This is a genomic window from Sandarakinorhabdus oryzae, from assembly GCF_009733735.1.
Taxonomy (GTDB): Bacteria; Pseudomonadota; Alphaproteobacteria; order Sphingomonadales; family Sphingomonadaceae; genus Sandarakinorhabdus; species Sandarakinorhabdus oryzae.
Genome location: NZ_WNJP01000168.1, coordinates 1 through 5751, shown reverse-complemented (window position 1 = coordinate 5751; position 5751 = coordinate 1). Strand labels below are relative to the sequence as shown.

7 protein-coding genes are annotated in these 5751 nt (G+C 69.1%); 5 read left to right on the top strand and 2 right to left on the bottom strand.

The genetic code is table 11. The features are described 5' to 3' along the window. The 4 genes from GJ693_RS17005 to GJ693_RS13235 all read left to right on the top strand — a co-directional run. A partial coding sequence (locus tag GJ693_RS17005) for a hypothetical protein (RefSeq protein ID WP_197042191.1) occupies positions 1 to 274 on the top strand: 274 nt, incomplete at its 5' end. An 89-nt stretch (positions 275 to 363) separates the two neighbouring features. Continuing rightward, positions 364 to 1095 (top strand): transglycosylase SLT domain-containing protein, encoded by a 732-nt coding sequence (locus tag GJ693_RS13245; RefSeq protein ID WP_156256758.1) that lies wholly within the window; start codon positions 364 to 366, stop codon positions 1093 to 1095. Then, complete coding sequence (flhA, locus tag GJ693_RS13240) at positions 1092 to 3167, top strand: flagellar biosynthesis protein FlhA (RefSeq protein ID WP_156256757.1); 2076 nt, start codon at positions 1092 to 1094, stop codon at positions 3165 to 3167. Before GJ693_RS13245 ends, flhA begins: the two co-directional genes overlap by 4 nt. After that, the gene (locus GJ693_RS13235) at positions 3167 to 3907 is read left to right on the top strand and encodes a FliA/WhiG family RNA polymerase sigma factor (RefSeq protein ID WP_197042190.1); all 741 of its coding nucleotides are present in this window, start codon (positions 3167 to 3169) and stop codon (positions 3905 to 3907) included. The genes flhA and GJ693_RS13235 overlap by 1 nt, the downstream gene beginning before the upstream one ends. On the opposite strand, the gene GJ693_RS13230 is transcribed toward GJ693_RS13235, so the two are convergent. Further along, on the bottom strand, positions 3885 to 4349 hold the full coding sequence (locus GJ693_RS13230; RefSeq protein ID WP_156256756.1) for an NfeD family protein: 465 nt from the start codon (positions 4347 to 4349) through the stop codon (positions 3885 to 3887). The genes GJ693_RS13235 and GJ693_RS13230 overlap by 23 nt on opposite strands. 3 nt (positions 4350 to 4352) lie before the next feature. Further along, positions 4353 to 5282, bottom strand: a complete 930-nt coding sequence (locus GJ693_RS13225) for an SPFH domain-containing protein (protein WP_156256755.1) — start codon at positions 5280 to 5282, stop codon at positions 4353 to 4355. A gap of 73 nt (positions 5283 to 5355) precedes the next feature. Between GJ693_RS13225 and GJ693_RS13220 the strand changes: the two genes are divergently transcribed. Continuing rightward, positions 5356 to 5751: aldolase/citrate lyase family protein (locus GJ693_RS13220; RefSeq protein WP_235902899.1), on the top strand; the 396-nt coding region annotated here is incomplete at its 3' end.

The window sequence follows — 5751 nt, the reverse complement described above, 5'->3', positions numbered from 1 at the left end:
GCTGGCGGCGCTGGACGCCGAAGACGCCGATGCCATCCTGGCCGCCAGCGATGCCAAGGCGCGGGCGCTGGCCGATCTGGCGGCGGCGCTGGCCGCTGGCGCCACTGCGCCACGCCCGCTGCTCGAAGAAGCCCGCGACCTCAACAGCCAGGCGATCTTGATGAGCCGGGCCAAGCTGATCAGCGCGGAAAAGCGCCTCGCCGCGCTGCGCCCCGGGCCGGCGCTGCCACGGCCGGAACCTGTCACCTACGGCCGCGACGGCCGCTGGGCCTGAGCAATGCTGGCGGGGGCCAAACTCCAGAACGGTGCAATCAGGCCCGCAGGCCCGTCGGTGCTGGCACGCCGCTTGCTTGGGGGCCGGGCATGACCCAGGCCGTCTCCTTCAACCGCGCCGCCGCCAACACGGCCGTTGTCGATGCGATCAGCAGCGCCGCCAGCCGTACTGGCGTCGATTTCTCCTACCTGCTCGCCAACGCCCGCGCCGAATCCGGGCTCAATCCCGCGGCCCGCGCCGCAACCTCGTCGGCCAGCGGCCTGTTCCAGTTCACCGATGCGACCTGGCTCGCCACCGTCGCCCGCCACGGCGATCAGCACGGCCTCGCCTGGGCGGCGGAGGCATTGAAGGCGGGTGCTTCGGGCGCGGTCAGGCAGACCATCCTTTCCCTTCGCCACAATGCCGAGATGGCCGCCACCATGGCCGCCGAGTTCACCCGCGACAACGCCGCCCGCCTTGAAGGCGCGCTCGGCCGCACCGCGGGCGCGGCGGACCTCTATCTCGCTGCCTTCTTCGGCGCCGGCGGTGCCATCCGTTTCCTGAAGACCATGGCCGCCGCGCCCGGCATGGCGGCGGCAAGCCTGCTCCCGGCGGCGGCCGCCGCCAACCGCTCCACCTTCTTCGCTGCCGATGGCCGCGCCCGCAGCCTGGCTGAAGTGCATGAAATTGTGGCCGGCCGCATCAACCGCCACCTGGGCGACGCCCCGGCAGCGGCCGGCAACAGCTTGCCACAAGCCGGCAGCGCGCTGCCTCCGGCCGATCCGGCGCTGGTCGCGGCGCGCGCCCGCATGGCCTATCTCGTGCTGGTGGCGTTGCAGTGAACGCGCTCGCCCTCAACCTCAACGCGCGCACCACGCTGCTGCCCACCGCCATCCTGGTGCTGGTCGCGCTGATGGTGGTGCCGCTGCCCGCCGTGCTGCTCGATCTCTTCTTCGTCACCAACATCGCGGTGGCGCTGATCGTGCTGATGGTCGCCATCAACATCCGCCAGCCGCTGGATTTTTCCGCCTTTCCCACCGTGCTGCTCTACGCCACGCTGCTGCGCCTCGCGCTCAACGTCGCCTCCACCCGCGTCGTGCTGGTGCATGGCCACGAAGGCACCGCAGCCGCCGGGCACGTGATCGAGGCCTTCGGCAGCTTCGTCGTCGGCGGCGATTATGTCGTCGGCCTGTTCGTCTTTGCCGTGCTGGTGATCATCAACCTGGTCGTCATCACCAAGGGCGCCGGCCGCGTCTCCGAAGTCGCGGCGCGGTTTACGCTCGATGCGCTGCCCGGCAAGCAGATGGCCATCGATGCCGACTTGAACGCCGGCCAGATCACCGCCGACGAAGCCCGCGCTCGCCGCCTTGAAGTCACCACCGAAGCCGATTTCCACGGCGCCATGGATGGCTCGTCCAAGTTCGTGAAGGGCGATGCCGTCGCCGGCCTGCTGATCCTGGCCATCAACATCATCGGCGGGCTGATCCTCGGCACCGTCTCGCACGATCTGTCGCTGGCCGATGCGGCGCGCACCTATCTGCTGCTCGCCGTCGGTGATGGCCTGGTGGCGCAGGTGCCAGCGCTGCTGTTGTCGATCGCCGCGGCCATGGTCGTCACCCGGGTCGGCAAGGAGACGGACCTCGCCGGCCAGGTCGGCCTGCAACTCGGGCAGACGGCGCCGTGGCTGCCGGTCGGCATCATCCTGACGCTGCTCGGCCTGCTGCCGGGCATGCCCCTTTTGATCATCGCGCCGGCTGCTGGGGTGGCGCTGTGGCTGGCCCTGAAGAAGCGCCCCGCCGCTGAGACCCCCATCGAAACCACCGCCACCGCAGCCGCCGCCGACGATGCCCGCATCGAGTGGGCGGACGTGGCTGATACCGCGCCGGCCAGCATCGAGATCGGCTTTGGCCTCGTGCCGCTGGTGGAAGACGTGCGCGGTGCCCCGCTCATGGCGCGCATCACCGCCGTGCGCCGGCAATTGTCGAAGAATCTTGGCTTCGTGCTGCCGCAAGTGCGGGTGCGCGATGACCTGGCGCTGCCGCCCTTCCGCTATCGCATCACCCTGGCCGGCGTCGTGGTGGGCGAAGATGACGCCTATCCTGATGATGTGCTGGCGATCGAGGCCGGGCCGATTTCCACCCCCATCCCCGGCCGCGAGGCCAGCGATCCCGCCTTCGGCATCCCGGCGCGCTGGATCGATCCGGCCGAAGCCGATCTGGCCGAAGCCGCCGGCTATACGGTGGTCGATCCGGCCGCCGTGGTCGGCACCCACTTGAACCAGTTGCTCATCGCCAACGCCTACCGGCTGCTGGGCCAGGATGATGTACAGGCGCTGCTCGACACGCTGGCCGAATCCGCACCCGCGCTGGCCGGCGCGCTCACCCCCAAGCTGCTCAGCGTCGCCGTCGTCACCCAGGTGCTGCAGCGCCTGCTCGAAGAAGGCATCGCCATCCGCGATCTGCGCTCCATCGCCAGCGCACTGGTGGCGGTCGCGCCCCGCAGCCAGGAACCGGCCGAATTGGCCGAACTGATCCGCCCGGCGCTTGGCTCGGCGCTGGTGCAGGAACTCGCCGGCGTCAAGGCACCCCTGGCGGCCGTCGCGCTCGATCCCGGCCTCGAAACCCTGCTGGTGCAGGCCGTGCGCGCCAATCCGGGCGCCGCGCATCCTTTTGATCCGGCGCTTGTCACCCGCGTCGCCGAAGCCGTGGCGGTCGCCACCCGCACCCCGCTGGAACAGGGCCGCCGCTTTGCCATCGTCACCGTGCCGCAGGTGCGCCGGCCGCTGTGGCAGCTGCTGCGCGCCCGGCTGCCGCACGTGCCTGTGCTCGCCTTTCCCGACATTCCCGATGACCGCGACGTCGATGTGCTGGCCGTGATCGGCGCGGCGTCGGCCCCTGCAACTGGAGACGCCTGATGGATGCCCGCCTTGGCCTTGATCCCGCCCTCTATGCCCCGGCCCGGCTGGCGCAGGTCGATCCGGAACGGTTGATCTCCAGCCATCTGCAGCTGGTGCGCCGCATCGCCTGGCACGTCCATGCCCGGGTCTCCTCGGCCATTGATGTCGAGGATCTGGTGCAGATCGGCATGGTCGCCCTGATCGAGGCGGCGCGCAGCTTTGAAGATCGCGGCCACGCCGCCTTTGCCACCTATGCCAGCGTGCGGGTGCGCGGCGCCATGATCGACCAGATGCGCAAGGGCGCGACGCTGGTGCGCTCGGCCATGCGCCGCAAGCGCGAATGGGGGCAGGTGCGCGCCCGCCTGGAAGGGCAATTGGGCCGCACCGCCACCGATGCCGAAATGGCCGCCGCGCTCGATCTCCCGCTCGCCGATTATCGCGCCGCGCTGGCACAGACCAACGCCGTGCAGTCGGAAAGCCTTGATGATGTCTATTCCGATCACAGCCAGTGGTTTGCCAGCGATGATCCCGATGCCCACGACTGCCTGGAGCAGGACAGCCGCCGCACCGCCATTGCCGCCGCCATTGCCACCCTGCCGGAACGCGAGGCGCAGGTGTTGCAGCTCTATTTCGTCGAGGAACTGAACCTGGAGGAGATTGGCCAGGTGCTCGGCGTCGGCGCCGCCCGCATCTGCCAGATCAAGAAGGCGGCGCTCGGCAAGCTGCGCGGGCAGCTCACGGGCTGGGCAGACGATTGACCGGTTCGACCGCCACTCGATTGCCATCAACGGCCACCACGGTCACCGGCGTGCCAGCGGCCAAGTCGGGTCCGGTTGCGGTCCAGCTGCTGTCGCCCAGCTTCACCCGGCCCAGCCCATCGCAGATGGCGTCTTCCACCACGGCGCGCGCCCCGATCAACCGTGTGCCGCGCTGGTTCAGCCCATCATCCATGCTGGGACCCGGCCGCCGCATCCAGCGCCGCGCGATCAGCAGGGAGGCCAGCGCGAACAGTGCGAAGCAGATGGCCAGCGCCCGCGCATCCAGCCCCAGCAGCGCCACGGCAGCGGTGGCAGCCGCCGCGCCGGCCAGCCACACGAGATAGACGCCTGGTGCCACCAGTTCGGCCGTGGCCAGCACGCCGGCCAGCACCGCCCAGGTCCACGGATTTTCGATCAGCGTGGCAAGATCAAGCGCGTCCATGGCTCAGGGCTTGCCGGTTTTGCCCGCCAGCTTGCCGGCGTCGACCAGCGAGGCCAGTCCGCCCAGCGTGCTGACCAGTGCGCTGGCCTCATAGGGCATGAACATCGTCTTGGTGTTGTTCGAGGTGGCAAAGGCCTGCATCGCCTCGACATATTTCTGCGCCACGAAATAGTTGAGCGCCTGCGCGTCGCCCTTGGCCACCGCGTCGGACACCAATTGCGTGGCGCGGGCTTCGGCCTCGGCCGACCGCTCGCGCGCTTCGGCGTCGCGGAAGGCAGCCTCCTTGCGGCCTTCGGCCTCCAGGATCTGCGCCTGCTTGGCGCCTTCGGCGCGCAAGATCTCGGCGCTGCGGGCGCCTTCGGCTTCCAGGATGGAGGCGCGCTTCTCGCGCTCCGCCTTCATTTGCCGGCCCATCGCCGTCACGATGTCGGCTGGCGGGCGGATGTCCTTCAGCTCGACGCGGGTGATCTTGATGCCCCACGGGTGGGTGGCCTCATCGACCACGGCCAGCAGCCGGGCATTGATGGCATCGCGCTTCGACAGCGTCTCATCCAGGTCCATCGACCCCATCACAGTGCGCAAATTGGTCGTCGTCAGGTTGACCACCGCCGAATAGAGATCCGACACCTCATAGGCCGCCTTGGCGGCATCGAGCACCTGGTAGAACACCACGCCATCCACCGAGACGATGGCATTGTCGCGCGTGATGATCTCCTGGCCCGGGATGTCGAGCACCTGTTCCATCATGTTGACCCGCTTGCCAACGCGGTCCACGAACGGCACGATCACGTTGATGCCGGGGCGCAGCACCATGGTGAAGCGGCCAAAGCGTTCCAGCGTGTACTCATAACCCTGGCGCACGATGACGATCGCGCTCGCCACCACGGCGATGGCAAGAACAACGAGCACGCCAACGAAGATCAGTCCAACCATCGGTCAAATTCCCATCCAGTCTCCAGCCACAGGATTACGCCGCGCGATGAACAGCCCGCAAGCAAAACCGGACATGAGCCGCCTGCGTTCACTGCTCTATCTGCCCGCCAACCGTGGCAGCGCCATCGCCAAGGCCCGCACTCTGGCCTGCGATGCCGTCATGCTCGATCTGGAAGACGCCGTGCAGCCCGATGCCAAGGCGGATGCCCGCGCCGCCGCCGTGGCCGCCGCCCTGGAAGGGGGCTGGGGCGGGCGCTTGCTGTTCGTGCGGGTGAACGGCCTGGGCACCGCCTGGCATGGCGATGACATGGCCGCCGCGCACGTCGATGGCTTTGCCGGCATCGTCGTGCCCAAAGTCGATACCGCCGCCGAAGCCGCCGACGTGGTGCGGCGCGCTGGCGGCCGGCCGGTGCTGGCGATGATCGAAACGCCGGCCGGCGTGCTCAACGCCGCCGCCATTGCCGCCACG